The sequence below is a fragment of the Pseudomonas sp. FME51 genome (assembly GCF_014897305.1).
In genome coordinates this window covers 58,460-82,527 of the sequence record NZ_JABUYN010000009.1, presented here as the reverse complement: position 1 = coordinate 82,527, position 24,068 = coordinate 58,460, and the positions used below count along the sequence as shown (strand labels likewise).

At 61.6% G+C, this 24,068-nt stretch carries 19 protein-coding genes; 6 read left to right on the top strand and 13 right to left on the bottom strand.

Features of this window, described 5'->3' with window-relative positions; all coding sequences use genetic code 11:
• Positions 1-5: 5 nt before the first annotated feature.
• Both INT39_RS15965 and ompR read right to left on the bottom strand, forming a co-directional pair.
• Positions 6-1,316 (bottom strand): ATP-binding protein, encoded by a 1,311-nt coding sequence (locus INT39_RS15965; RefSeq protein WP_319021374.1) that lies wholly within the window; start codon positions 1,314-1,316, stop codon positions 6-8.
• Entirely contained in the window at positions 1,313-2,035 is a 723-nt protein-coding gene (gene ompR / locus INT39_RS15960) for a two-component system response regulator OmpR (protein WP_193074991.1), read from the bottom strand. The genes INT39_RS15965 and ompR overlap by 4 nt, the downstream gene beginning before the upstream one ends.
• A gap of 192 nt (positions 2,036-2,227) precedes the next feature.
• Between ompR and INT39_RS15955 the strand changes: the two genes are divergently transcribed.
• The 4 genes from INT39_RS15955 (at position 2,228) to INT39_RS15940 (ending at position 7,716) form a co-directional block, all read left to right on the top strand.
• Positions 2,228-4,561: a Tex family protein gene (locus INT39_RS15955; RefSeq protein WP_193074990.1), complete on the top strand. Its 2,334-nt coding sequence runs from the start codon at positions 2,228-2,230 to the stop codon at positions 4,559-4,561.
• 2 nt (positions 4,562-4,563) lie between these two features.
• Positions 4,564-4,962: a PaaI family thioesterase gene (locus tag INT39_RS15950; protein WP_193074989.1), complete on the top strand. Its 399-nt coding sequence runs from the start codon at positions 4,564-4,566 to the stop codon at positions 4,960-4,962.
• Between the two features lie 69 nt (positions 4,963-5,031).
• A complete protein-coding gene (gene gshA, locus INT39_RS15945) occupies positions 5,032-6,603 on the top strand; it encodes a glutamate--cysteine ligase (RefSeq protein WP_193074988.1) in 1,572 nt (523 codons plus the stop codon).
• 135 nt (positions 6,604-6,738) lie between these two features.
• The gene (locus INT39_RS15940; RefSeq protein ID WP_193074987.1) at positions 6,739-7,716 is read left to right on the top strand and encodes an NADPH:quinone oxidoreductase family protein; all 978 of its coding nucleotides are present in this window, start codon (positions 6,739-6,741) and stop codon (positions 7,714-7,716) included.
• A gap of 134 nt (positions 7,717-7,850) precedes the next feature.
• On the opposite strand, the gene trmL is transcribed toward INT39_RS15940, so the two are convergent.
• The 5 genes from trmL to INT39_RS15915 all read right to left on the bottom strand — a co-directional run bounded on the left by trmL (position 7,851) and on the right by INT39_RS15915 (position 14,763).
• Positions 7,851-8,312, bottom strand: a complete 462-nt coding sequence (gene trmL / locus INT39_RS15935) for a tRNA (uridine(34)/cytosine(34)/5-carboxymethylaminomethyluridine(34)-2'-O)-methyltransferase TrmL (RefSeq protein ID WP_193074986.1) — start codon at positions 8,310-8,312, stop codon at positions 7,851-7,853.
• 145 nt (positions 8,313-8,457) lie between these two features.
• On the bottom strand, positions 8,458-9,000 hold the full coding sequence (locus INT39_RS15930; protein WP_193074985.1) for an acyloxyacyl hydrolase: 543 nt from the start codon (positions 8,998-9,000) through the stop codon (positions 8,458-8,460).
• Positions 9,000-10,442 carry an efflux transporter outer membrane subunit gene (locus INT39_RS15925; RefSeq protein ID WP_193074984.1) on the bottom strand — a complete coding sequence of 481 codons (1,443 nt, stop codon included), beginning with the start codon at positions 10,440-10,442 and terminating at the stop codon, positions 9,000-9,002. The genes INT39_RS15930 and INT39_RS15925 overlap by 1 nt, the downstream gene beginning before the upstream one ends.
• Positions 10,439-13,591, bottom strand: a complete 3,153-nt coding sequence (locus tag INT39_RS15920) for an efflux RND transporter permease subunit (RefSeq protein WP_193074983.1) — start codon at positions 13,589-13,591, stop codon at positions 10,439-10,441. The genes INT39_RS15925 and INT39_RS15920 overlap by 4 nt, the downstream gene beginning before the upstream one ends.
• A gap of 11 nt (positions 13,592-13,602) precedes the next feature.
• Positions 13,603-14,763 (bottom strand): efflux RND transporter periplasmic adaptor subunit, encoded by a 1,161-nt coding sequence (locus tag INT39_RS15915; RefSeq protein WP_193074982.1) that lies wholly within the window; start codon positions 14,761-14,763, stop codon positions 13,603-13,605.
• A gap of 214 nt (positions 14,764-14,977) precedes the next feature.
• On the opposite strand from INT39_RS15915, the gene INT39_RS15910 reads away from it, so the two are divergent.
• Together INT39_RS15910 and INT39_RS15905 are read left to right on the top strand one after the other, a co-directional pair.
• The gene (locus INT39_RS15910; RefSeq protein ID WP_193074981.1) at positions 14,978-15,757 is read left to right on the top strand and encodes an IclR family transcriptional regulator; all 780 of its coding nucleotides are present in this window, start codon (positions 14,978-14,980) and stop codon (positions 15,755-15,757) included.
• Positions 15,758-15,769: 12 nt separating this feature from the next.
• The gene (locus tag INT39_RS15905) at positions 15,770-16,402 is read left to right on the top strand and encodes a TetR family transcriptional regulator (protein ID WP_193074980.1); all 633 of its coding nucleotides are present in this window, start codon (positions 15,770-15,772) and stop codon (positions 16,400-16,402) included.
• Positions 16,403-16,643: 241 nt separating this feature from the next.
• Here the strand turns inward: INT39_RS15905 and ntrC are convergent, their stop codons facing one another.
• The 6 genes from ntrC to glcF form a co-directional block, all read right to left on the bottom strand.
• A complete protein-coding gene (gene ntrC, locus INT39_RS15900; RefSeq protein ID WP_193074979.1) occupies positions 16,644-18,077 on the bottom strand; it encodes a nitrogen regulation protein NR(I) in 1,434 nt (477 codons plus the stop codon).
• Positions 18,074-19,159: a nitrogen regulation protein NR(II) gene (glnL, locus tag INT39_RS15895; RefSeq protein WP_193074978.1), complete on the bottom strand. Its 1,086-nt coding sequence runs from the start codon at positions 19,157-19,159 to the stop codon at positions 18,074-18,076. The genes ntrC and glnL overlap by 4 nt, the downstream gene beginning before the upstream one ends.
• A gap of 206 nt (positions 19,160-19,365) precedes the next feature.
• Entirely contained in the window at positions 19,366-19,995 is a 630-nt protein-coding gene (locus INT39_RS15890) for a DUF4124 domain-containing protein (RefSeq protein WP_193074977.1), read from the bottom strand.
• 226 nt (positions 19,996-20,221) lie between these two features.
• Complete coding sequence (locus tag INT39_RS15885; protein ID WP_193074976.1) at positions 20,222-22,396, bottom strand: malate synthase G; 2,175 nt, start codon at positions 22,394-22,396, stop codon at positions 20,222-20,224.
• 18 nt (positions 22,397-22,414) lie between these two features.
• On the bottom strand, positions 22,415-22,816 hold the full coding sequence (locus INT39_RS15880) for a GlcG/HbpS family heme-binding protein (RefSeq protein WP_193074975.1): 402 nt from the start codon (positions 22,814-22,816) through the stop codon (positions 22,415-22,417).
• Positions 22,817-22,834: 18 nt separating this feature from the next.
• Positions 22,835-24,052: a glycolate oxidase subunit GlcF gene (glcF, locus tag INT39_RS15875; protein ID WP_193074974.1), complete on the bottom strand. Its 1,218-nt coding sequence runs from the start codon at positions 24,050-24,052 to the stop codon at positions 22,835-22,837.
• Positions 24,053-24,068 lie beyond the last annotated feature (16 nt).

Sequence of the window (24,068 nt, the reverse complement as noted above, 5' to 3'; positions counted from 1 at the left end):
CCTGCTCAGGACGCCTGCACCGGGAACAGTAACCGCGCCTCAGTACCCCCACCGGCGCGGTTGAGCAGCTGCACACTGATGCCGTGGCTGTCGGCGATGCGCTTGACGATCGCCAGGCCCAGCCCGGTGCCTTTGGTAGAGCGGGCGCGGTCACCACGGATGAAGGGCGTGAACAGATCTTCCCCTTCGCTCTGGTCGATCCCGGGGCCGCGGTCCAGCACGCTGACCACGACGCAGGGATGAATTGCGCTGGGTTCCAGGTGGCTGCAGATCTCCACACCGGTGCCGCCATGGTTGAGGGCGTTTTCTATCAGGTTGGTCAACAGGCGTTTGATCGACAGGCGGCGCAGCAGCAACTCGGGCACGGGCTCCAGGCACAGGCGTACCAGCTCCTCACTGGCGTTCACTGGGGTAACCACTTCGCGAATCAACCCATTCAGATCACAGGGCTCACAAGGCTCGGCGCTGCCGTCACGGATATAAGCCATGAACTGGTCGAGAATCGCATCCATGTCCTCGATATCGCGAATCATGCCTTCAGTGAGTTCCGGTTCGACATCCGACATCAGCTCGGTGGACAGGCGCATGCGGGTCAATGGCGTCCGCAGGTCATGGGATACCCCTGCCAACAGCAGTGAGCGGTCACTGTTGGCCTGTTCCACATCCTGCGCCATCTGATTGAACGCGCGGTAGACCTCGGCGATCTCCGCCGGGCCGCTGGTATCCAGCAGGCGTACGCTGTGACCCTGGCCGATGCGTTGTGCAGCCCGCTCCAGCGTCTTCAGCGGCCGGTTGAGCTGGCGTACGAAGATCCAGGCTGCCCCGGTGGAGAGCATGCCGATCAGGCCCAGCCAGCTGACCACCAGCCAGATCCGCTGTCCGCGCAGGGGGTGGGCATAGAGCGGTACCTTCAACCATTGATCGCCGTAGCCGGGTTGGTGCACCCAGATGGCAGGCTGCTCCTGGGTCTGCACCCGGATCTGGGTGCGGTCACCGAGCTCGTCACGTAATTGATTGGTGAAGACCCCGGAGTAGGGCCAGTGAATTTCTCCGGCGGGAACCAGGCTTTCGGGCACCAGCTCCAGGCCGGTGAGTTCTTCCAGATCTGCTCGGGCATCGGGGCCGCTGGCCCAGTAGGCCTGTACCAGCATGGCGCTGCCATGGCTGTATTGACGGTCGACCAGCAGGTCCTCGTTGCTCATCAGATAGACCAGCGTGAGGATCTTCGAGAACAGCGTGACCAGCAGTACCAGCAGCAGAGTGCGGGCAAAAAAGCTGCGCGGCAGCAGCGGGTGCCAGCCGGGACCGCCCTTCACTGTTGCTGGCCATCCGGAACAAAGACATAGCCGACACCCCAGACAGTCTGGATATAGCGCGGCTTGGATGGATCGGGTTCGAGCAGGCGGCGCAGACGGGAGATCTGCACGTCGATGGAGCGCTCCAGCGCATCCCATTCACGTCCGCGGGCCAATTGCATGAGTTTGTCGCGGGTCAGCGGTACGCGCGGATGATGCACCAGCGCCTTGAGTACCGAGAACTCGCCGGAGGTCAGCATGTGCACTTCGTCGCCGCGCTTGAGTTCGCGGGTCGCCAGGCTGAGCACGAAATCACCAAAGGTGACTTCATTGTCATCGGCCGAGGGCGCGCCGGGAATCTGCGGCGTCTGACGACGCAATACGGCCTTGATCCGGGCGACCAGTTCGCGGGGGTTGAAGGGCTTGGGCAGATAATCGTCCGCGCCCAGTTCCAGGCCCTGAATACGGCTGGTCTCGTCGCCCTTGGCGGTCAGCATGATGATCGGCGTGGTGGTGCCACGCTCGCGCAAGCGCGCGCAGGCCTTGAGCCCATCTTCACCGGGCAGCATCAGATCCAGCACAATCAGTGAAAACAGCTCTCGATCCAGTAGCCGGTCCATCTGTACTGTGTCTTCGACCGCGCGGGCACGGTAGCCTTGTTCGCTGAGAAAGCGTTCAAGCAGGCGACGCAGACGTGCGTCGTCATCTACGATCAGGATTTTCTCGCCTTCATTGCTCATACGGACACCATCGTTTTCGAAGAAATATATTGTCGCTGATGCCAGTCGTACAGGGGGCCGGCCATTGTTACAAGAGGTTTCTTGCATTGGCGAACCTGATCCATGATCAGCGTATGCGGGCAAGGCTGCGTACCGCAGCGGCGACTCGGTTATACTGCTGCGCCTGAGATTAACTGATGTGGATGCCCAGTCATGGATAGTATTGCCTCGCGTATCGCCACCGAACTGGCAGTGCGCCCCGAACAGGTTGTCGCCAGTGTCACCCTGCTTGACGAAGGCGCCAGCGTGCCCTTCATCTCCCGCTATCGGAAGGAAGTGACCGGCAGTCTGGATGATACCCAGTTGCGCTACCTGGAGGAACGACTGCGCTATCTGCGTGAGCTGGAAGATCGGCGCCAGAGTATTCTTTCGAGTATCAGCGAGCAGGGTAAACTGACCGCCGAGCTGGAGCGCGACATTCGTCAGGCCGAGACCAAGACCACTCTCGAAGATCTGTATCTGCCATACAAGCCCAAGCGCCGCACCAAGGGCCAGATTGCTCTGGAAGCTGGTCTCGGGCCATTGGCCGAGCAGCTGTATGCCGATCCGGGTGTCGATCCCGAGCAGCTGGCTGCCGATTTCGTCGATGCCGACAAGGGCGTGGCGGACATCAAGGCAGCGCTGGATGGCGCCAAGTACATCCTCATGGAGCGCTTCAGCGAGGATGCGCGACTGCTTGAACGTCTGCGCCAGGCATTGCGTCAGGACGGCCGAGTGGTCTCGCGGCTGGTAGCGGGCAAGGAACAGGAGGGTGCCAAGTTCCGTGACTATTTCGAATACGACGAGCCGCTGCGCAATGTGCCATCGCACCGCGCACTGGCGATCCTGCGGGGCCGCAACGAGGGTGTGCTGAATATCGCCCTGGAGCTCGGTGAGCCGGATGCTCCAGCCACGATCAGCCATCCCTGCGAGGGCATGATCGCCGAGGCGACGCAGATCCGTGATCAGGGCCGGCCTGCGGACAAATGGCTGGGCGAGGTGGTGCGCTGGACCTGGCGGGTCAAACTCTCCGGACACCTGGAAACCGAACTGCTGGGCGAGCTGCGGGAAGCGGCGGAAGACGAAGCCATTCGCGTATTTGCCGGTAATCTCAAGGATCTGCTGTTGTCCGCGCCGGCTGGACCGCGTGTCACCCTGGCCATGGACCCGGGTCTGCGTACCGGGGTCAAGCTGGCGGTGATCGATGCCACCGGCAAACTGGTGGATACCGCCACCATCTTTCCGCATGCGCCGCGCAATCAATGGGATCAGTCGCTGGCGGTACTGGCCGCGCTGAGTCGCCAGCATCAGGTCAATCTGCTCGCCATCGGCAACGGTACCGCCTCGCGGGAAAGCGACAAGCTCGCCGGCGATCTGCTCAAGCTCTGCCCCGAGTTGAAAATGCAGAAGATCACCGTCTCCGAAGCAGGCGCCTCGGTGTACTCGGCCTCGGAATTGGCCGCCAGGGAATTCCCGGATCTGGATGTGACCTACCGCGGCGCGGTGTCCATCGGCCGCCGCTTGCAGGACCCGCTGGCCGAGCTGGTGAAGATCGAGCCCAAGGCCATCGGCGTCGGGCAGTATCAGCATGACGTGTCCCAGCTGAAGCTGGCGCGCAGTCTGGATGCGGTGGTGGAAGACTGTGTAAACGCCGTGGGCGTGGATCTGAACACGGCCTCGGCGCCGCTGCTGACGCGGGTCTCGGGATTGAATCCGACCATTGCGCGCAACATTGTCGACTACCGCGATCAGCACGGCGCCTTCGGCAGCCGTCGCGAGCTGCTCAAGGTCAGCCGGTTGGGTGACAAGACATTCGAGCAGGCGGCGGGCTTTCTGCGGGTAATGAATGGCAGCAACCCGCTGGATGCCTCAGCGGTGCACCCGGAGGCCTATCCGCTGGTCAAGCGCATCGCCGAGCAGACCGGACGCGACATTCGCAGCCTGATCGGTGATTCGAGCTTCCTGCGTACGGTCGAGCCGGCGCGTTACACTGACGAACACTTCGGTATTCCGACCATCACCGACATCATCGCCGAACTGGACAAGCCCGGTCGCGATCCGCGCCCCGAGTTCAAGGCCGCTGCGTTTCAGGACGGCGTGGAAAAGATCAGTGACCTGAAGCCCGGCATGGTGCTGGAAGGCGTGGTCAGCAACGTGGCCAATTTCGGCGCCTTCGTCGATATCGGCGTGCATCAGGATGGTCTGGTACACATTTCCATGTTGGCCGACAGCTTCGTCAAGGACCCGCGTGACGTGGTCAAGGCTGGCGATATCGTCAAGGTCAAGGTATTGGAAGTCGACATACCGCGTCAGCGCATCAGCCTGACCATGCGCATGGGCGACCAGCCCGGTGAGGTTGCCGGAGGGCGCAACAGCGCACCGGCAGGCGAGCGCAACAACCGCTCGCGTCAGCCGCGCGCGGACAAAAACCATGCTGGCACCAAGCCGGATACCGGTGGTACGTTTGCCAACCTGTTTGCCAATGCCAAGAATCTGAAGAAGCGATAACCATGAGCCACCCGAAGCTGAATGATATTCACGACAATCGCATGAGCGCCTTTACCCAGACGCTGGGCCTGGAGCTGATCAGTCTGGAGCAGGACGGCTGCAGCATGCGCCTGGAGATCGGTCCGCAACATTTCAATGCCGGTGGGCGCGTGCATGGCGGGGTGACATTCTCGCTGTTGGACTCGGCCATGGGTGCGGCTGTGTATGCGCGGCTGGACGACCATGAGACAACCGCTACCATTGAATGCAAGATCAACTACACGCGCGCTGTCACCGGCGGTGTGCTGGAGTGCCGGGCCAAGGTAGTACACGCGGGTACCCGCACCATGGTGGTCGATGGCGAGGTCTGGCAGGACGGCACATTGGTGGCCAAGTGTCTGGGTACCTTTGCGCGCATCTGATCTGCTGATTGCTGAAGTGGCACCGTTCAACCGGAGCCAGTTGTTTTCCCTGTTTGAGGAGTGACACGCTTGTCACCATTGTTGAACCAACGACTCGACCTGCTGGCGCAACCGTCACTGCGTGACAGCCTCAATGCCTGCATGCGCGGTATCGAGAAGGAAAGCCTGCGCATTGATGCGCAGGGCGCCCTGTCACAGCAGCCACATCCCGCCGGACTGGGTTCGGCGCTGACCCATCCGACCATCACCACGGATTACTCCGAGGCGCTGATCGAGCTGATCACGCCGGTGTGCGGGAATATCGAGGAGCTGTTCCAACGGCTCGACAGCACGCATCGCTTCACCTATGGCGAGCTGGGTGAGGAGCGGCTGTGGACCGAGTCCATGCCCTGTGCCTTGCCCGCGCGTGACCAGGATATTCCGATTGCCTGGTACGGCAGCTCCAACGTCGGCATGCTCAAGCACGTCTACCGGCGCGGTCTGGCGGTGCGTTACGGCAAACCAATGCAGTGCATTGCCGGCATCCACTACAACTTCTCGTTGGCTCCCCAGCTATGGGAGGCGTTGCGCCAGCAGGATAGAGACGCGCGCAGCCCGCAGGATTATCAGTCCGAGCGCTACGTGGCGTTGACCCGCAACTTCCACCGTTACGCCTGGCTGCTGATGTACCTGTTCGGCGCTTCGCCGGCGCTGTGCGCGAGCTTTCTGCAGGGGCGTGATCATCAGCTGGAGCCACTGGGCGAGAAGAGTCTGTATCTGCCCTACGCCACCAGTCTGCGCATGAGCGATCTGGGCTACAACAACGATGCCCAGGCGGGACTGAGCGTCTGCTACAACAGTCTGGAAAGCTATATTGCCAGCATGCAGAAGGCCATCAGTCTGCCCTATGCGCCTTATGCGGCGCTGGGCACCCATGATGCGGACGGGCAATGGCAGCAGCTCAACACCAACCTGCTGCAGATCGAGAATGAATTCTACAGTTCGATCCGCCCCAAGCGGGTGACCCACAGTGGCGAGAAGCCGGTGCATGCCCTGGGCGCACGGGGAGTGGAATACGTCGAAGTACGTTGCATGGATATTGACCCCTTTTCGCCGCTGGGTATTGAGCCGAGCACGGCGCATTTCCTCGACAGCTTCCTGCTGTTCTGTGCGCTGGCCGAGAGTCCGGCGATGTCCGAAGAGGAGTGCCGGTTGAGTAATGAGAATTTCGCGCTCACCGTCAAACGTGGTCGCGAGCCGGGTCTGCAGCTGACGCGCAAGGGGCAGCCATGCAGCCTGAGCGAATGGGGCGAGCACCTGCTGGACAATATAGCGGCCTGTGCCAGGCTGCTGGACGATGCCCAGCAGACCAGCGCGCACAGCGACAGCCTGCAACTGCAACGCGCCAAGCTGCAGGATGCCTCCTTGACGCCGTCGGCACGGGTATTGGAAGCCATGGGCGAACATGGCAACAGCTTCTTCCGCTTTGCCCTGGCACAGTCCGAAGCACATCGTGAACATTTCCTGTCGCGCCCGCTGGATAGCCGCGAGCAGCAGGATGCCGTCACTGTGGCCCGGCAATCACTGATTGATCAGGCCGAGCTGGAAGCGGCGGACAGCATTGATTTTGATACCTACGTGGCGCGTTATCTGAGCCAGTAAGGGCGGAGGGCCGGGTTGACTGAATTTTCCGCGGCTGGCAGTTGTCTTATGCCAGCTGATCAACCACCGGTATGGTGATTGACCCGACTGCCGCTGGCACGGCTAGACTGTGGAAAATTCAATCAAGGAGCCATCATGAAAGCCGTACTGTGCAAAGCCTATGGACCTGCCAGCACGCTGTCGCTGGAAGAGGCCGCCGATCCGGTGGCCAAGGAAAACCAGGTCGTCATTGACGTCCATGCCGCGGGCGTCAACTTCCCCGATACCCTGATCATCGAGGGCAAATATCAGGTCAAACCGGCATTCCCCTTTTCTCCCGGTGGTGAAGCGGCCGGCGTGGTGGCCAGCGTGGGTGAGCAGGTCACTCATCTGAAACCGGGTGATCGGGTCATGGGGCTGACCGGCTATGGCAGCTTTGCCGAGAAGGTCGCGGCTGCCGGCACCCATGTGCTGTCGATGCCCGACGATATGGATTTCACCACCGCTGCCGGCTTCAGTATGACCTACGGCACCTCCATGCATGCACTGACCCAGCGCGGCAATCTGCAGCCGGGTGAGACTCTGTTGGTGCTCGGTGCTTCCGGTGGTGTTGGTCTGGCCGCCGTGGAAATCGGCAAGGCCATGGGTGCCCGTGTCATCGCCGCTGCCTCCAGTGATGAAAAGCTCGAGATCGCGCGCCAGGCGGGTGCCGACGAGCTGATCAATTACAGCGAAGGCGATCTCAAGGAGCAGGTCAAGGCACTGACCGGTGGGCAGGGCGCCGATGTGATCTACGATCCGGTAGGCGGCGATCTGTTCGATCAGTCGATGCGCTGCATCAACTGGAAAGGGCGTCTGCTGGTGGTCGGTTTTGCCAGTGGCCGGATCCCCGAGTTGCCCGCCAACCTGGCGCTGCTCAAGGGCGCTGCGGTGGTCGGTGTGTTCTGGGGTGCCTTTGTCACTCGTGAGCCACAGGCCAACCTCGACAACTTCCGTCAGCTGTTCAGCTGGTTTAGCGAAGGTAAGCTCAAGCCGCTGGTATCCCAGACCTTCGAGCTGGATCAGTATGAAGCCGCGCTGACCACCCTGACCACACGCCAGGCGGTGGGCAAGATCGTCATCAAGACGCGCTGAGAACAGCTTCAAGCCTCAAGTTGCCCTCCTTGAGCAACCACTGATCGTTCCCACGCTCTGCGTGGGAATGCCTGCCGGGACGCTCTGCGTCCCTTCCCACCGTTGCGCAAGCCGGCCAGATCGGCCACTGTCCCTCAGCTGCCGACGAACCCCTGCTGGCGCCATGCTTCGTAGACCAGTACCGCAGCACTGTTGGACAGATTCAGGCTGCGGTTGTCCGGATGCATGGGAATGCGCAGCACTTGCTCCGGCGGCAGGGCGTCGCGGATATCAGCCGGCAGGCCGCGGCTTTCCGGCCCAAACAGGAACAGATCTCCCGGCTGGTAGCTGACTTCGCTGTAGCAATGACGGCCCTTGGTGCTGAGCGCAAACACCCGGTTGGGTTGCACCTTGGCCAGGCAACTGGCCAGATCGGCATGGGTCTGCACCGGTGCATATTCATGGTAATCCAGCCCGGCGCGGCGCAAGCGCTTGTCATCCAGTTCAAAACCCAGCGGTTCGATCAGATGCAGCTGACAGCCGGTGTTGGCGCACAGGCGGATGATATTGCCGGTATTGGGTGGGATTTCCGGTTCTAACAGGGCGATGTGAAACATGGCAGAAGGGTCCGCAAAAAAACGCAGCTGAGTGTAACTGAATTGCCGAGCGTGGACGTAGAAGGATAGGGCGGTAGCGGCATAAAAAAAGGCAGCCCACGGTGTGAGCTGCCTTTTTGTCATCTGCCGGAAACGTACAAAACAGTCAGAACGCCTGGCTGTAGAACAGCGCATAGCTTTCGATGCCATCGTTTGGCTGTTTTATTCCTGCGTTGGAGTAGTGGATGGCGCGCACACCGAGGCGGCTGCCACTCGGCAGCACTACGCCAGCGCCCAGACGATCCTCGAAGTGGAAAGCCGAGCCCATGTCACGCTCGCCCACGTCGGTCGAGGAGAACAGGGATACACCGATGCCAAACTCGACGAAGGGGCGCACGCGGTTGCCATTGAACTGGTAAACCAGCACGGGGCTGAACGACAGGGAGTGCGCGCCCGAGGCTTCGCTGCCCTCCCAATAGGTGTAAGCGGTGTCCCAGTAGCCAGTAAGGTAGCCCCGCTCGCTTTGCCACCAGTGCTTGTCCCAGTCGTGGGACAGGCTGGCGCGCCAGGTCATCTCACCTTGGCCGGTAACACCGACGGAGGCGGAAACGTGATTGTCGTTGTCATGGGCGTGTACCGGAGCCACGGCCAGGGCAGTACTCGCCAGTGCTGCCAGGGTCAGGGCGGTCAGTTTATTGTGCTTGCTCATCAGGTCTCCTTGTTGGTTGTCTGTGGTGCCGGAGCCTCGGCGGATTGCCAGCCACCGCCCAGGGCGCGATACAGGGCCACTTCGCTGGTCAGCTGCTGCAGACGGTAGACGAGTTGCTGTTGTTGTGAGGCGAACAGTTCCCGCTGGGCATCGAGCACCACGAGGTAGTTGTCGACGCCCTCGTCATAACGTTGCTGGGCCAGTTCGTAATACTCGCTGGTGGTCACTACCAGATCGTTCTGCGCCTGCAGCTGTTCATCAAAGGTGCCCCTTGCGGCCAGTCCGTCACTCACTTCACGGAAGGCGGTCTGAATGCTCTGTTCATACCGGGCAACGTTGATGTCCCGCTGGATCTCACTGTACTCCAGGTTGGCTTTGAGCCGGCCCGCAGTGAAGATTGGAATATTGATCTGCGGAATAAAGCTCCAGGTGCCGGAGCCGCCGTCGAACAGGCCATCCAGGTCAGCGCTGGCGGTGCCGGCAGAGGCGGTCAGGCTGATGCTGGGAAAGAATGCAGCGCGGGCTGCGCCGATATCGGCGTTGGCGGCGCGCAGTTGATGCTCAGCGGCGCGGATGTCCGGCCGCTGCTGCAATACATCCGCCGGCAGGCCTGCGGGCAGGTCGGCCAGCAAGGGTGCATCCAGCTCGGTGCCCAGCAGCAACTCCGACGGGATGCTGGTGCCCATCAGTAACTGCAGGGCGTTGTGGTCTTCGGCGAGTTGGCGGGTATACAGCGCCAGCTGTACCCGGGCCTGTTCCACCAGACTGCGGGCCTGACGTACATCCAGTGCCGAGGCAATGCCACCGGCATGGCTGGCTTCGACCATCTCCAGGCTCTCGCGGTAGCTGTCCAAGGTGGCCTGGGTCAGCTCCAGCAGGGCGTGGTCGGTATTCCACGCCAGCCAAGCATTGGCCACGTCGCTGACCAGCGCAATCTGTACGCTGCGTTGGGCCTCTTCGGTAGCCAGATAACGTTCCAGCGCGGCGCCTTGAAGGCTGCGTATCCGCCCGAACAAGTCCAGTTCCCAGGCACTGGTGCCGAGGCCGACGCCGTACTGGCTGTTGATGCCGGACTCGCCAGAGGGCGACAGGTCACTGGGTAGCCGTTGCCGGTTGCCGCTGCCATCCACGCCGATGCTGGGCAGCAGTTCGGAGCGCTGGATGCGATACAGTGCCCGGTAGGCCTCGACATTCAGCGCGGCCTGGCGCAGGTCGCGGTTGTTTTCCAGCGCCAGATCAAGCAGTTGCTGCAACTGCGGGTTCTGGAAGAACGTGCGCCGATCCAGCGGCATCGCGCCAGCAGCGGTGGGCTCCGCTCCGGCATAGGCTGCGCCTTGCGGCCAGGCATCGGCTACCGGCGAGGATGGTTGCTGGTACTCGGGAATCAGGCTGCAGCCGGACAAACCGAGGGCGACAGCCAGAGTCAGATAGCGGATTTTCATAGTGTGTCTCCTGCGGCGCTGGCATCTTCCACAGCAGCTTTGCCTTTCTTGCCTTCAAACAACTTGACCACCAGCACGAAGAACAGCGGCACGAAGAACACCACCAGTACTGTGGCGGTGATCATCCCGCCGACCACGCCAGTCGCGATCGAGTGCTGACTGCCCTGGCCGGCACCGCTGGCCAGGGCCATGGGCATTACCCCGCAGGTGAAGGCCAGCGACGTCATCAGGATCGGACGCAGTCGCAGCCGAGAGGCTTCGATGGCGGCCTGTACCAGACTGCGGCCCTGGTTTTCATACAGGTCCTTGGCAAACTCGACGATCAGGATGGCGTTCTTCGCAGTCAGGCCGACGGTAGTCATCAGGCCGATCTGGAAGTACACATCGGCGGTCAGGTCGCGCAAGAGAGTGGCCGATACCGCGCCAATGATCCCCAGCGGTACCACCAGAATCACCGCGACCGGGACCGACCAGCTCTCATACAGCGCGGCCAGGCACAGAAACACGATCAGCACGGTCAGCGCGTAGAGCATCGGTGCCTGGCCGCCGGTCTGGATTTCCTCATAGGACAGGCCGGTATAGGCAAGGCCGATACTCGGTGGCAGTTCCTGCATGATCCGCTCGATGGCCAGCATGGCATCGCCGGTACTGTAGCCGGGCGCCGGCTGGCCGAGGATTTCCACCGAGGAAATGCCGTTGTAGCGCTCCATCTTCGGCGAGCCGTAGGTCCACTGGCCGGTGGCGAAGGAGGCAAACGGGATCATCTCGCCCTGCTGGTTGCGCACGTACCATTTGTCGAAGTCCTCGGGGGCCAGGCGCGAGTCCATATTGCCTTGCAGATAGACCCGTTTTACCCGGCCCTGGTCGTTGAAGTCGTTGACGTACATCGACCCCCAGGCGGCGGACATGGTTTCGTTGATCGCGGCGATGCTCAGCGAGTGGGCGCGGGCCTTCTCGCGGTCGATATTGACGCGGAACTGCGGTTCGTCATCCTTGCCGTTGGGGCGTACTGCCATCAGCACCGGGTCCTGGTTGGCCAGCGTCAGGAATTGATCCCGGGCGGCCATCAGTTGGTTGTGCCCCAACCCGCTATTATCCTGCAGATAGAAGTTGAAGCCCATGGCGTTACCCATTTCCAGAATTGCCGGTGGCGGGAAGACCAGTACCTGGCCATCCTTGATCTGGGCAAAACGTTGCTGGGCGCGCTGGGCAAGGCTGAATACGTCCTGGCCGGAATCGCTGCGTTCCGCCCAATCCTTGAGCTGGACGAAGGCCATACCCGAATTCTGGCCCCGGCCGGCGAAGTTGAAGCCGTTGACGGTCATCACCGAATCGACAATGACCTGTTCATCCTCCAGCATGTAATTGCGCACGTCGGTCAGCACCGCTTCGGTGCGCTCGGCCGAGCTGTTGGCGGGCATGCGCACTTCCACCATCAGCAGGCTCTGGTCCTCGTCAGGCAGGAAGGCACCGGGTATCTGGGTGTATAGCCAGCCGGTGCCACCGACGGTCAGCAGAAACACCAGCAGATAGCGGCCGCGCCTATGCAACATGCCGCCAACACCCCGTTCGAAGCGCTGGGTGCCCCGATCGAAAACACGGTTGAACCAGCCGAAGAAGCCTTTCTTCTCCTGATGCGCACCGGGTTCGGGGGCTTTGAGGAAGGTGGCGCACAACGCAGGGGTGAAGATCAGCGCGGTCAGCACCGAGAGGCTCATGGCGATTACGATGGTGGCCGCAAACTGGCGATAGATGATGCCGGCGGAGCCGCCGAAGAAGGCCATCGGAATGAACACCGCCGACAGCACCATGCCGATACCGACCAGCGCACCCTTGATCTGGTGCATGGATTTGCGCGTGGCCTCCAGTGGCGACAGCCCTTCGTCATGCATCAGACGTTCGACGTTCTCCACCACCACGATGGCATCATCCACCAGCAGACCGATGGCCAGCACCATGGCGTACATGGTCAGCACGTTGATATTCAGGCCGAACAGCGGCAACAGGGCGAAGGTGCCGAGCAAGACCACCGGCACGGCCAGGGTCGGAATCAGCGTGGCGCGGAAGCTCTGCAGGAACAGGTACATCACCAGGAACACCAGCACAATGGCCTCGATGATGGTATGTACCACCGAGCTGATCGACGCTTCGACCACCGGCGTGGTGTCGTAGGGATAGACGATCTTCACCCCATCGGGCAGAAAGGCTTCCTGCTGATCCAGCACCGCGCGGACGCTCTTGACGGTCTCCAGCAAGTTGCCGCCAGGCGCCAGGCGTACGGCAATACCGGCAGCGGGGGAACCGTTGAAGTTGCCCGAGATGGCGTAACTGTCAGCGCCCAGACCGACCTCGGCAACATCCTTGACGCGGACCTGAGAGCCGTCCTGGTTGACCTTGATGAGAATTTCGCGGAACTCGTCAGCCGTGCTCAGGCGGGTGCTGCCGATCACCGTCGCATTGAGCTGTACGTTGGAATGCGCGGGCAGGCCGCCGAGCTGGCCAGAAGAAACCTGCACGTTCTGTTCGCGGATGGCCTGGGCCACATCGCCAGGCGTCAATTGATAGCTGTTGAGCTTGGTCGGATCCAGCCAGATGCGCATGGCATTCTGTGAGCCGAGCAACATGAAGTCGCCGACGCCTTCGATACGCGAGATCGGGTCCTGCAGGTTGGAGGCGATATAGTTGCCCAGGTCGAAGTTATCCATGCGCCCGCTTTCATCGACCAGGGCGATGATCTGCATGAAGTTGACCTGATACTTGACCACCCGGATGCCCTGGCGCTGAACCTCCTCGGGCAGTTTTGGAGTGGCCAGCTGCAGCTTGTTCTGCACCTGCACCTGGGCAATGTCAGGATCGGTGCCCTGCTCGAAGGTCACGATGATCTGCGCGCTGCCATCGGAGTTACTATTTGAGGACATATAGCGGAACCCATCCAGACCACTGAGCTGTTGCTCGATGACCTGTACCACTGTGTCCTGCACGGTTTCCGCCGAGGCGCCGGGGTAGGCGACGCTGATACTCACTGCCGGGGCGGCGATATTGGGGTACTGGCTGATCGGCAAGGTTTTCAACGACAGGGCACCGGCGATCATCACTACGATGGCCAGGACCCAGGCGAAGATCGGCCGGTCAATGAAAAAATGCGGCATGGGGGCTCTCCTCAGTTGGCTGCGGCGGTGACCGGCAGGCCAAACTCGGCAACCAGATTGATATTGCCGGCCGCAACCGGAGCGACTTCGGTTCCGTTGCGCACCAACTGCAGGCCCTCGGTGATTACACGCTCGCCATCATTGATACCGCTGCCGATCAACCAGGCATTACCGACGGTGCGCAGGGTTTCCAGCTCGCGCTGCTCGACGGTATTGTCTGGCTTGACCACCCAGGCGTTGGCCACCCCGCGGGTATCGCGGAATACCGCCTGTTGCGGCACCAGGATGGCATTTTCCTGCACCCCCTCCTGCAATTGCGCGCGTACGAACATGCCGGGTAACAGCTTGCGGTCAGGGTTGGGGAACTCGGCGCGCAGGGTCACGGCGCCAGTGCTCGGGTCGACCGTCACCTCAGAGAATTTCAGCGTACCGGGTAGGGGATAGGCACTGCCGTCATCCAGCTGCAACCTGACCCTTGCCTGATTTTCTCCGCTGGACTGCAGGCGGCCGGATTCCAAAGCACTTTGCAGTCGTAACAGGCTGGTGATGGGCTGACTGACGTCGACATGGATGGGGTCAAGCTGAGTCACGGTGGCCAGTTCCTGTGGCTGGCCGTTGGTGACCAGTGCACCCTCGGTGACCGCCGAGCGGCCGACCTGGCCGGAGATCGGCGACAGTACCTTGGTGTACTGCACATCGATGCGTGCCACTTCCACCGCCGTACGGGCCTGTTGCCAGCCGGCCATGGCGTCATCGTATTGCTGCTGACTGACGGCGTTGGTGCTGAGCAGCCGCTTATAACGCTTGGCCAGATTCTCCGCGGTTTTCAAGTTGGCTTCGGTACGAGCCAACTGCGCTTCATAGGTGCGTGGGTCAATCTGATACAGCTGTTGCCCTTTTTCCACCTCGCTGCCTTCGGTGAACAGCCGCTCCTGCAAAATGCCGGTGACCTGTGGTCGGACTTCAGCTACGCGGTAAGCGCTGGTACGTCCGGGCAGGTCGGTGGTCAGCGTCAGCGCCTTGGCCTCAACGGTATACACCCCGACTTCCGGAATGCGTGGGGCCTGTGATTGCTCATCCGTTGGCTGGCCGCAGCCAACCAGAAACAGCGTTAGCGCTGCCAAAGGGGCTACCTTTGCAACGCGCAAAACTCGTGAGTACTTCACCGGCATTTCTCCATTCGGTATAAACGGCATGTATCGTAATGCGGTATAGTGTATCGGCAAGCGGTCTTTTATGTAAGGGTTTTTGCAAGACGATATGTCTACGATCGGGTTTGGACGTGGTAAAAGCATGCAAGCTCAGGTATATCAGGGGGCAGCAGAGCAGTGTGTGCCGCCCCCGGCATTGTGATTCGGTACGAGCGCCGTATTTATGGAGAAAAGAATGAGTCAACCACATGAACCGGATCACCCCAGGCAAGCAGGCATCCAGGTGATTGCCCGGGCCGCGCAGATCATGCGTGCCCTGGGCAAGGCCCCGCAGGGCCTGAGTCTGGCAGCCATCGCCCAGGAAGTGGGGCTGCCGCGGTCCACGGTGCAGCGCATCATCAATGCTCTGGCGGAGGAGATGCTGGTGGAACATGCTGGTCCGGGAGGGGGGGTGCGGTTGGGGCCGGCTCTCGGGCAGCTTATCAATCAGACCCAGACGGACATCATTTCCCTGACCCGCTCCTATCTGCAGTGCCTGTCTGAACAGTTACAGGAGTCGGTGTGCTTGAGTTCGTTGTCCGGCGACAAGGTCTACATCATCGACCGCATTGTTGCCGAGCGGGAGTTGCGGGTGGTGTTTCCCATCGGCGTCCATGCCCCGGCCTACGCGACCTCTGCTGGCAAGGTACTGCTCAGTGAAATGCCTGAAGCAAGCGTTCGCAGCCTGCTACCCGAGCCACTGCCGGCGCTGACAGCGAAAACGCTCAGCCTGCCCCGGTTGCTCGAGCAACTGAAGCGTGTTCATGCAAACAAGGTGAGCAGTGATATGGATGAGTGTGTCGAAGGGGTCGGTTCCTGTGCGGTTGCACTGGATACCTACCTGGGGCTGTTTGCCCTGGCTGTGGTGGCGCCGACTGCGCGGATTCAGCCGAGGGTCGAGCTTATCCGTGAGGCCTTGCTGGCCTGCAAGCAGGACATAGAGCGAGCCATCGGGCATCCCCTGCGGCAGGCTTGAGAGTCCACGACCATGGCTAAAACAACGCGTAAGGACGCCGCCTTGACACGGCAAGGCATCATCAGCGCTGGTGCCCGGGTGTTCTGCCGGGACGGTATTGCTGGCGCCACGCTGGAAGCGATCGCACAGGAAGCCGGGGTCACCCGAGGTGCTATTTATTGGCACTTCAAGGGCAAGCAGGGCCTGCTGCAAGCCTTGCTGAGTGAGCAACCTCTGCCATTTGAGCGAGCTATTCCTTCGGGAATCGCCTTCATGCCTGGCTGGGAGCTGCTATGTCAGGCACTGGAAGAAACCATGAACGATGATATATCGCGTCGGTTGTCCAGGATCATGCTGCATAAAAGCGAGCGGGTGGCCGGTCACGACCCGGTGGCGTCGCGTTTGCAAGGGATCCGCAGCAGCTTCATTGGGCAACTGCGCCTACTGCTGGACAATGGCATAGCCGACGGTGAGCTGTCCGAACATCTCGATGTCGAGCTGGTCTGTGACGTATTCCAGAGCTGTATCTCCGGACTGCTGTTCGAATGCCTGCAAGAGGCCGGACCGAGCCAGAAAAAAATAACCACCATGCTCGACACCTTGCGACACTTGCTACTCAATCCGCCGGCGCATTGGCTGCGTTTGGAAACGATTGGACTCCGTTGATTTCAAGTGGGCACAGAAGTTCTGGCCCGGTGCTTGCCTGGAAGTGGCGGTTCGTTTCGGACCCATGCCCAGGATTTCACTATTGAAGAGATGACGCTTTCTGCGCCCCGGTCCAACAAATCGGATACACATTGAGCCGGTTGAAAAAAAGGCGACCCCAGCCTGCCTGAACTGGAGCCACCCCAAAAACGCCCATTGCAGATTAGGCAGTTAGTGTGCCAGTTTGGTTGCAGCAGCATGATCATTCGGTTTCATCATCATCCGTGCCATCGACATCCAGCCCCAGATCCTTGATCTTGCGGGTCAGGGTGTTGCGTCCCCAGCCCAGTAGTTGCGCAGCATCCCGGCGTCTTCCAGCAGTATGTTTGAGAGCGATCTCGATCATGATGCGCTCGAACGCGGGCACCGCCTGATCGAGCAATTGGGTGGTACCACGGGCCAGCTCCTGATCGGCCCAGGAGCGCAAGCTCTGCTCCCAGTTGGCATCGACTGCTCCATCCCGTTGTTGAGTAAGCAATTCGGGGGGCAGATCCTCGACCAGGACTTCACGACTGGAGGCCATGACGGTGATCCAGCGGCAGGTGTTTTCCAGTTGGCGCACGTTACCCGGCCATGGCAGGCTGCGCAGATAGTCCTGGGTCTGTGGCGTGAGCACCTTGGGCTCTACGGCCAGCTCCTGAGCTGCCCGGGACAGGAAGTGCTGGGCCAGCGCCGGGATATCTTCCCGCCGTTCGGACAGCCGTGGAATATGAATGCGGATCACATTCAGGCGGTGGAACAGATCTTCGCGGAATCTGCCGGCCTGGACCAGCGCTTCCAGGTCCTGATGAGTGGCAGCGATGATGCGCACATCGACCTTGATCGGCGTATGGCCGCCGACCCGGTAGAACTCGCCGTCTGCCAGTACCCGCAGCAGTCGGGTCTGGGTTTCCGCGGGCATATCGCCGATCTCGTCGAGGAACAGGGTGCCGCTGTCGGCTTGCTCGAAACGCCCCCGGCGTTGCACGGCGGCGCCGGTGAAGGCGCCTTTTTCGTGACCGAAGAGCTCGGACTCCATCAGGTCGCGGGGGATGGCCGCCATGTTCAGCGCAATGAAAGGGTTGCGTGCCCGTGGGCTATGGCGGTGCAGGGCATGGGCGACCAGCTCCTTGCCGGTGCCGGATTCACCGTTGATCAGGACCGTGATATTGGAGTGCGACAGCCGGCCGATGGCGCGGAATACCTCCTGCATGGCGGGCGCTTCGCCGATGATTTCCGGTGTGTGGCTGATGCCGCCATCGGTTTCATGCTCCTCCTGCTCACGGCTGTGTGCCAGCGCCCGGCGCACCAGCGCTACCGCTTCGTCCACATCGAAGGGTTTGGGCAGATATTCGAAGGCGCCACCCTGATAGGAGGCCACGGCGCTGTCCAGGTCGGAGTGCGCCGTCATGATGATGACCGGCAGTTTCGGATGCCGCTCACGCATGCTCGACAGCAATTCCAGTCCGCTGGTGCCGGGCATGCGAATATCGCTGATCAGCACGTCCGGGCATTCCTGGCGGTTCAGTCGGGCCAGGGCGCTGTCGGCACTGTCGAAGCACACCGGCTGCACGCCGTCCCGCTGCAGGGCCTTTTCCAGTACCCAGCGGATGGAGCGGTCATCATCGACAATCCAGACATTATCAGTTCGAGTCATTCGTCCTCTCCCGGAGTGGTTTCCAGCGGCAGAAACAGGGTAAACAGGGTGCAACCTGGCACGCTTTCGCATTCAATCAAGCCCTGGTGCCGGGTAATGATGTTCTGGGTGATCGACAGACCGAGGCCAGTGCCGTCAGCGCGACCGCTGACCATCGGGTAGAAGATGCTGTCGATGATGCCCGCTTCGATGCCGGGGCCGTTATCGGTGATCTCGAGCCGGCACACCAGTCGATGGCGCTTTGGGCCGATAGTGAACTGGCGCAGCGTGCGGGTCCGCAGGGTGATCTGGCCATGCAGGGTGCCCGGGGCGGCCAGCAATGCCTGCATGGCATTGCGCACTATGTTCAGCACTGCCTGAATCAGTTGTTCGCGGTCGGCCATGAGGTCCGGAATGCTCGGATCGTAATCGCGCAGGATCTGCAGCTCGCCCTGGGTCTCGGCTTCCACCAGGCTGCAGACGTGCTCGGTAATCTCGTGGATATTGATGCAGGTGAGTAGCGGTGGACGGTACGGGCCGAGCATGCGGTCGACCAGATTACGCAGGCGATCAGCCTCCTGAATAATCACGTCGGTATAGTCCTGCAGCTCATCATCGGGCAGTTCGCGCGCCAGCAGCTGAGCCGCGCCGCGAATGCCGCCCAGCGGATTCTTGATCTCATGGGCCAATCCGCGCACCAGCACCCGGGTCACTTCCTGCTTGGACAGCTGCGCCTCTTCCTTGGTGATACGCAACAGCCGATCCCGCGGCAGCAGTTCCAGCAACACCCAGTTGGCCTCCAGCGCGTTGACCGGGGTAACCGAATAGTCGGCGATCAGGGTCTGGCCATTGGTCAGGTGCAATTGTGCTTCGCGCTTGGTGAACGGGTGTCCGTTGGCCACTGTATTGCGCAGGAACGGCAGTGACTCCGCCGAGTCGCTGAACAGGCTGTCGAGACGCTGGCCGGTAACCCGATGGCCACTGACTTCCAGCAACATCTCGGCAGCGGGGTTCATGTAATTGACCCGCAATCCCTCATCCAGCAGCAGTACTCCGGTGGTGAGGTTGTCCAGTATCTGGCGCAGGAAATGATCAGGGAGCATAGGTTGATATCCACGGCGCTATGGGCGGCTGTCGGCAATGATTGCAAAAAGTGGATTGCAAGAAGCGAACCAGGTTGGTGTGCGCACTGGGCGCAGGCGATGCCTGGCGGCCCGCAGGCTCAGCAGGCTGCTCGGGCGGTATCCGGTCGATACGCCACTATGGCACGAAAAAAGGGCATGCGCACCAAAGTGGTGCGCTAGGAAGGTCAGCCACCGGCACCGGGTCGGGGCACGTTAGGCGCACGGGGAGCGGCAGGTGCTCTGGGGGCCTGGTTGGCGCCGCCGCGCCCGGGCTGATTGAGGGAGGTGCGTTGCAGGTGCACGGTGATCGGCGAGCTGCGTTGCAGTTCTTCGCTGCGCGCATTGACCACCGCGACAGCGAGCTGATGGCTACCACGGTCAACATTGCGCACTGTCAGCTGGTGCACTGCGGAACCGTTACCGGGCACGCCGGCATCGCTCAATGTACCGTCCACGACGACACGCAGCAGGTGACTGCCGCTGAGCGGAGGATCGGTTTGGATCACCAGAGTCAGATCGCCTTCATTGCTGCGGATACTGCTGTCATGCGCGGGGCTGCTGATACTCAGTTCGCGGTAGAAACTGGCGCTGCGAGAGGTGTCGGCCTGCTGATCATTGCTGCGCGCCGGGGTGGCGACAGGTGCTGGTTCGATCACATTGGTCGGTCGCAGCTCGACAGTACTGGCGCCGGGGCGAGGCTGGTCGGAATAGATGCGGTTTCCTTGCGCATCGGTCCAGGAATAGATCTGCGCCGATACTGGGCTGGCCAGTACTAGCAGGGCACACAGGGTGCCGGGCAGCGGTAACCGGATCATGGTATGTCACTCCTTCGATGAGAAGCTAAGACTTGCATTCAATCAGCGTGCTGGCAAGTCGAAGCTATCGCAGTGCGACGCCGTTCAGGTATCGCCTGCAACCGGCGGTCGGTTGAGTGGGTGCCGTGGGCGGTAGAAGGGACCGAAAGGACAGAAAACAGATAAAACAGGCAAAAGACAACGCCCCCGAAAGAGGGGGCGTTGTCACACTGCGGTCAGACGCGGATCAGCGCGCCTTGGCGACCTGACGCCAGTGGTGCAACAGCGGCTCGGTGTAGCCACTGGGCTGCTCCAGCCCCTTGAACACCAGGTCCAGTGCCGCCTGGTAGGCCGGGGAGTTGGCGAAGTCGGTGGCCATGGCGCTGTACTCCGGATCACCGGCGTTCTGCTGGTCCACTACCTTGGCCATGCGCTCGAAGGTCTCGATCACCTGCTCCTTGCTGACCACGCCGTGGTGCAGCCAGTTGGCCATGTGCTGGCTGGAGATGCGCAGAGTGGCGCGGTCTTCCATCAGGCCGATATCGTTGATATCCGGCACCTTGGAACACCCTACACCCTGGTTTACCCAGCGTACGACATAGCCGAGGATACCCTGGGCGTTGTTGTCCAGTTCCTGCTGCTTTTCCTCGTTGCTCCAGTTGGCCTGTTCGGCCAGCGGCGCGGTCAGCAGACCGTTGAGCAGAGCGTCCTGCTCGTCCTGCAGGGAGATCTTCTCCAACTCCTGCTGGACGGCCTGCACGTCGACCTGATGATAGTGCAGCGCGTGCAGCACGGCGGCGGTCGGCGAGGGAACCCAGGCGGTGTTGGCGCCGGCCTTGGGATGACCGATCTTCTGCTCGAGCATGGCCGCCATCAGGTCCGGCATGGCCCACATGCCCTTGCCGATCTGTGCCTTGCCGCGCAGGCCGCAGGTCAGGCCGACCAGCACGTTGTTGCGTTCGTAGGCCTGAATCCACGCGGTGGGCTTCATGTCACCCTTGCGCAGTACCGGACCACCCTGCATCACGGTGTGCATTTCGTCGCCGGTGCGGTCGAGGAAGCCGGTGTTGATGAAGGCGACCCGGGCGCTGGCCGCGGCAATACACGCCTTGAGGTTGACCGAGGTGCGGCGTTCCTCGTCCATGATGCCCATCTTGATGGTGTTCTGCGGCAGGCCGAGCAGCTGCTCAACGCGACCGAACAGCTCATTGGCGAAGGCCACTTCGTCCGGACCATGCATCTTGGGTTTGACGATATAGATGCTGCCGGTGCGCGAGTTGCCCTTGCGCTGCAGGTCGTGGATGGCGATCAGGCTGGTGCAGACCGCGTCCATGATGCCTTCGGGGATTTCACTGCCGTCTTTCAGCAGGATCGCCGGGTTGGTCATCAGATGACCCACGTTGCGGATAAACAGCAGCGAACGGGCATGCAGGGACAGTTCGCCACCGTCAGCGGTGGTGTACTGACGGTCGGGGTTGAGCCGGCGGACCATCGCACGGCCGCCCTTTTCCATATGCTCTTCAAGGTCACCGCGCAGCAGGCCCAGCCAGTTGCCGTAGGCCAGCACCTTGTCTTCGGCGTCCACGGCGGCGATGGAGTCTTCGCAGTCCATGATAGTGGATACCGCCGCTTCCATCAGTACGTCTTTCACGCCGGCAGCGTCGGTCTTACCGATGGCGTGCTCGCGGTCGATCTGGATCTCGAAATGCAGGCCGTTGTGCACGAACAGCAGCGCATCCGGGGTGGCCGGGTTGCCCTGGTAGCCGGCGAACAGCGCCGGGTTCTGCAGACCGGTGGTCTGGCCCGACAGCAGGGTCACCTGCAGTTGACCGTCCTCAACGCGGTAGGACTCGACCTGGGTGTGGTCGCCCTGCTGCAGCGGGATGCTCTGGTTGAGGAAGTCACGGGCAAAGGCGATGACCTTGTCGCCGCGCACTGGGTTGTAGCCCGGGCCGCGCTCGGCGCCATCGTCTTCGGCGATCGCATCGGTGCCGTACAGGGCATCATACAGACTGCCCCAGCGGGCGTTGGCGGCGTTCAGCGCGTAACGGCCGTTCATGACCGGAACCACCAGCTGCGGACCGGCCTGCTGGGTGATCTCGATATCGGTATTGGCGGTGGTGATGCGGAAGTCCGCCGGCACTGGCTTCAGATAGCCGATGGAGGTCAGGAATTCGCGGTATGCAGCCATGTCGCGGATCGGGCCGGGGTTGGCGCTGTGCCACTGATCCAGCTCGGTCTGCAGGCGGTCACGTTCGGCCAGCAGGGCACGGTTCTTCGGCGCCAGGTCATGGACCAGTTCACTGAAACCGGTCCAGAATGCCGCGGCGTCGACGCCAGTGCCCGGCAATGCCTGCTGCTCGATGAACTGATGCAGGACCGGATCTATCTGCAGGCCCTGAATGTCGGTGCGTTGAGTCATGACAGGGTTCTCCTCGGATTACAATATGGCGATGCCGGCTTTGGCGACCTGAGCATCCTGATCCGGCTTGACGCCGGAAACGCCGATGGCGGCGACAACCTGGCCTTCCACTTTCAGCGGCACGCCACCTTCGAGCAGGCCGGAGACTTCCGGTGCAGACAGGAACGCGGTGCGGCCGCCATTGATCATGGCTTCGAACTCACTGGTGTCACGGCGGCCGAGTGCGGCGCTGCGCGCTTTTTGTGGGGCAATGTAGGAAGCAATCGGCGCGCAGCCGTCCATCCGGCGCATGGCCAGAATATGGCCGCCGTCATCGACCACAGCGACGGTGACCTTCCATTCGTTCTTTTCAGCTTCAGCGAAGGCCGCGTCGATCATGCGATTGGCTTCTTCGAGGGTCAGTACGGGTTTGCTCAGCATATTGTTATCTCCTGATAGTCAGTTGAGTGCGTCTTCGACGACTTCGATCCAATGGCGCACGGGGGTTCTGTTGGCTGAACCCAAATGGGTCTGGCAGCCGATATTGGCAGTGACAATGGTATCCGGTTGGCCGGCCTCCAGCGCGTTCATCTTGTTATCACGCAGTTGCTTGGCCAGCACGGGCTGGGTGATGGAATAACTGCCGGCGGAACCACAGCATAGATGACCGTCGGCAATCGGGGTCAGGCTGAAGCCGAGCTGACGCAAAACCGGCTCGACCCGGCCACCCAGTTTCTGGGCGTGCTGCAAGGTACAGGGGCAGTGAAAAGCCAGCTTCTGCGTGGTCTTGGCCTGCAGGGGTTGCAGGTCTTCCTTTTCCAGCAGTTCAACCAGATCCAGCGCCAGGGCACTTACTCTGACCGCCTTCTGAGCATAGACCGGATCATCCTTGAGCAGGTGGCTGTATTCCTTGATGAAGGCCCCGCAGCCGCTGGCAGTCTGGACGATCGCCTCGGCGCCGTTCTCGATGGCCGGCCACCAGGCGTCGATATTGCGCCGGGCACGGTCCAGGCCGGCCTGCTGGGCGTCCAGGTGATAATCCACCGCGCCACAGCAACCGGCCTCGCTGATCGGCTTGATTGAGATGCCCAGGCGGTCCAGCACCCGTGCCGCAGCGGCGTTGGTGTTGGGCGAGAGGCCCTGCTGGGCGCAGCCCTCGAGAATCAGCACGTGACGGGCGTGACGTGGTGCTGGGCGTGCCTTGGCTGTGACAGCCTTGGCCGGAATCTTGTCCTTGACCGCTGCCGGCATGAAGGTGCGTACCGCCTGGCCGGTCTTGAGCAGGGTGTTGAAAACCGGTGCATTGGGTACCACGTGGCGCAGCGCCGAGCGCAGCATGCGCTGCTGTAGCGGACGCTCGATCTGCTCAGCCATGGCTTCGCGGCCGATATCCAGCAGGGTGTGGTACTCCACGCCGGACGGGCAGGTGGTTTCGCAATTGCGGCAGCTCAGACACTGGTCCAGATGCAGCTGGGTTTCCCGGGTGGTGGCTTCGCCTTCGAGAAACGCCTTGATCAGATAGATGCGCCCGCGCGGGCCGTCGCGCTCGTCACCCAGTAGCTGATAGGTCGGGCAGGTGGCATTGCAGAAGCCGCAGTGCACGCACGAGCGCAGAATGCTTTCTGCCTCTTCGGCGCGCGGCAGCTTGCGTGCCTGTTCGGTGAGATTGGTTTGCATGGTCTTACCTCTTGTA

What these genes read in the sequence shown, in the direction of transcription:
- INT39_RS15955 (WP_193074990.1), top strand. Translation starts at nt 2,228, where the DNA reads ATGGATAGTATTGCCTCGCGTATCGCCACCGAACTGGCAGTGCGCCCC.
- INT39_RS15885 (WP_193074976.1), bottom strand. Translation starts at nt 22,396, where the DNA reads ATGACTCAACGCACCGACATTCAGGGCCTGCAGATAGATCCGGTCCTG.
- glnL (WP_193074978.1), bottom strand. Translation starts at nt 19,159, where the DNA reads ATGCTCCCTGATCATTTCCTGCGCCAGATACTGGACAACCTCACCACC.
- INT39_RS15925 (WP_193074984.1), bottom strand. Translation starts at nt 10,442, where the DNA reads ATGAAAATCCGCTATCTGACTCTGGCTGTCGCCCTCGGTTTGTCCGGC.
- INT39_RS15930 (WP_193074985.1), bottom strand. Translation starts at nt 9,000, where the DNA reads ATGAGCAAGCACAATAAACTGACCGCCCTGACCCTGGCAGCACTGGCG.
- INT39_RS15910 (WP_193074981.1), top strand. Translation starts at nt 14,978, where the DNA reads ATGAGTCAACCACATGAACCGGATCACCCCAGGCAAGCAGGCATCCAG.
- ompR (WP_193074991.1), bottom strand. Translation starts at nt 2,035, where the DNA reads ATGAGCAATGAAGGCGAGAAAATCCTGATCGTAGATGACGACGCACGT.
- INT39_RS15950 (WP_193074989.1), top strand. Translation starts at nt 4,564, where the DNA reads ATGAGCCACCCGAAGCTGAATGATATTCACGACAATCGCATGAGCGCC.
- INT39_RS15920 (WP_193074983.1), bottom strand. Translation starts at nt 13,591, where the DNA reads ATGCCGCATTTTTTCATTGACCGGCCGATCTTCGCCTGGGTCCTGGCC.
- INT39_RS15915 (WP_193074982.1), bottom strand. Translation starts at nt 14,763, where the DNA reads ATGCCGGTGAAGTACTCACGAGTTTTGCGCGTTGCAAAGGTAGCCCCT.
- glcF (WP_193074974.1), bottom strand. Translation starts at nt 24,052, where the DNA reads ATGCAAACCAATCTCACCGAACAGGCACGCAAGCTGCCGCGCGCCGAA.
- INT39_RS15940 (WP_193074987.1), top strand. Translation starts at nt 6,739, where the DNA reads ATGAAAGCCGTACTGTGCAAAGCCTATGGACCTGCCAGCACGCTGTCG.
- INT39_RS15905 (WP_193074980.1), top strand. Translation starts at nt 15,770, where the DNA reads ATGGCTAAAACAACGCGTAAGGACGCCGCCTTGACACGGCAAGGCATC.
- trmL (WP_193074986.1), bottom strand. Translation starts at nt 8,312, where the DNA reads ATGTTTCACATCGCCCTGTTAGAACCGGAAATCCCACCCAATACCGGC.
- INT39_RS15890 (WP_193074977.1), bottom strand. Translation starts at nt 19,995, where the DNA reads ATGATCCGGTTACCGCTGCCCGGCACCCTGTGTGCCCTGCTAGTACTG.
- INT39_RS15880 (WP_193074975.1), bottom strand. Translation starts at nt 22,816, where the DNA reads ATGCTGAGCAAACCCGTACTGACCCTCGAAGAAGCCAATCGCATGATC.
- ntrC (WP_193074979.1), bottom strand. Translation starts at nt 18,077, where the DNA reads ATGACTCGAACTGATAATGTCTGGATTGTCGATGATGACCGCTCCATC.